We start from the raw sequence: 895 nt of genomic DNA on the forward strand, positions 1-895 counted from the left end.
GATCTATTTACAATCAATTCATCTTAATTGTCCAGTCTGCCATTACATATCTGTATACGTATCCTGTTTTGGTTTTGCATCCTTTGTTTCCTGTATCTATCCATCATCTTTTTTCTTTGCAAACAAAAAAACACAACCACTAGAAGTCGTGTTTTCAGGTTACTCGTTTTCAGTTGGTGTTTTTTCAAGTTGATAGGCAGCGAACTTATCAAAGATACGGTCCATCTGTTGGGATTTGAAGTCATCTGCAAATGCGCGGATAAAGACTTCGTTTGGATTGATGTCGAGGACATTGCAGTAATGAATGATCCATCCAATGCTTAGATTAGCTTTGCCGTTTTCGGCTAATGAAATCCGGGCTGCGTGTTGATCACTATTTTTTTCAATTTGCTGAAGGGTTAACTTTTTTTCTTTTCGAATCTCTTTTAGGGCTTTGCCTATTTTTTGATAAATATCGATTTCATTTTCAGTCATAGTGGAAAATCCTTTCAAAAAATCATTATGCATCTGGTGAATGTAGGTGGTATACTGGACGTAAATTTTTATTTATATATCAAAAAATCTCTACAAACTTGGTTATTGGACAGTTTGGCGACCAGCAATAATCAAGTATATCGGTAGAGAAATTCCAAGGAAAATTCATGTAATTGATGTAGTAAGTATAGCATTCGAATGGAGGATTGTGAACCTCTATTCATCCGTTATCTTTGCCACGAAGACATCAAAAATGAATGAATGTACCTTCTTTGGAGTTTCTGGTGTATGAACTAAACTYAAAGGGGGATTTTTTACATGACCAAGAAGTTTCGTGTGCAAGAAGAAGTAGGGGAACGTTTTTATCGTTTACCCAAAATCTTTTTCACCAGTGAACACTATAAAAAGATGAGTAATGATG

General features: G+C 35.3%; 1 protein-coding gene. It reads right to left on the minus strand.

The annotated features are described in order from the left end of the window. Nucleotides 1-159: 159 nt before the first annotated feature. On the minus strand, nucleotides 160-474 hold the full coding sequence (locus tag AC1DSL_RS18805) for a helix-turn-helix domain-containing protein (RefSeq protein WP_477533413.1): 315 nt from the start codon (nucleotides 472-474) through the stop codon (nucleotides 160-162). Between the last annotated feature and the right edge of the window lie 421 nt (nucleotides 475-895).

It is taken from the genome of Paenisporosarcina sp. P4_D4 (genome assembly GCF_056401835.1).

Coding starts and splice junctions, on each gene's coding strand:
- AC1DSL_RS18805 (WP_477533413.1), bottom strand. CDS start 474: ATGACTGAAAATGAAATCGATATTTATCAAAAAATAGGCAAAGCCCTA.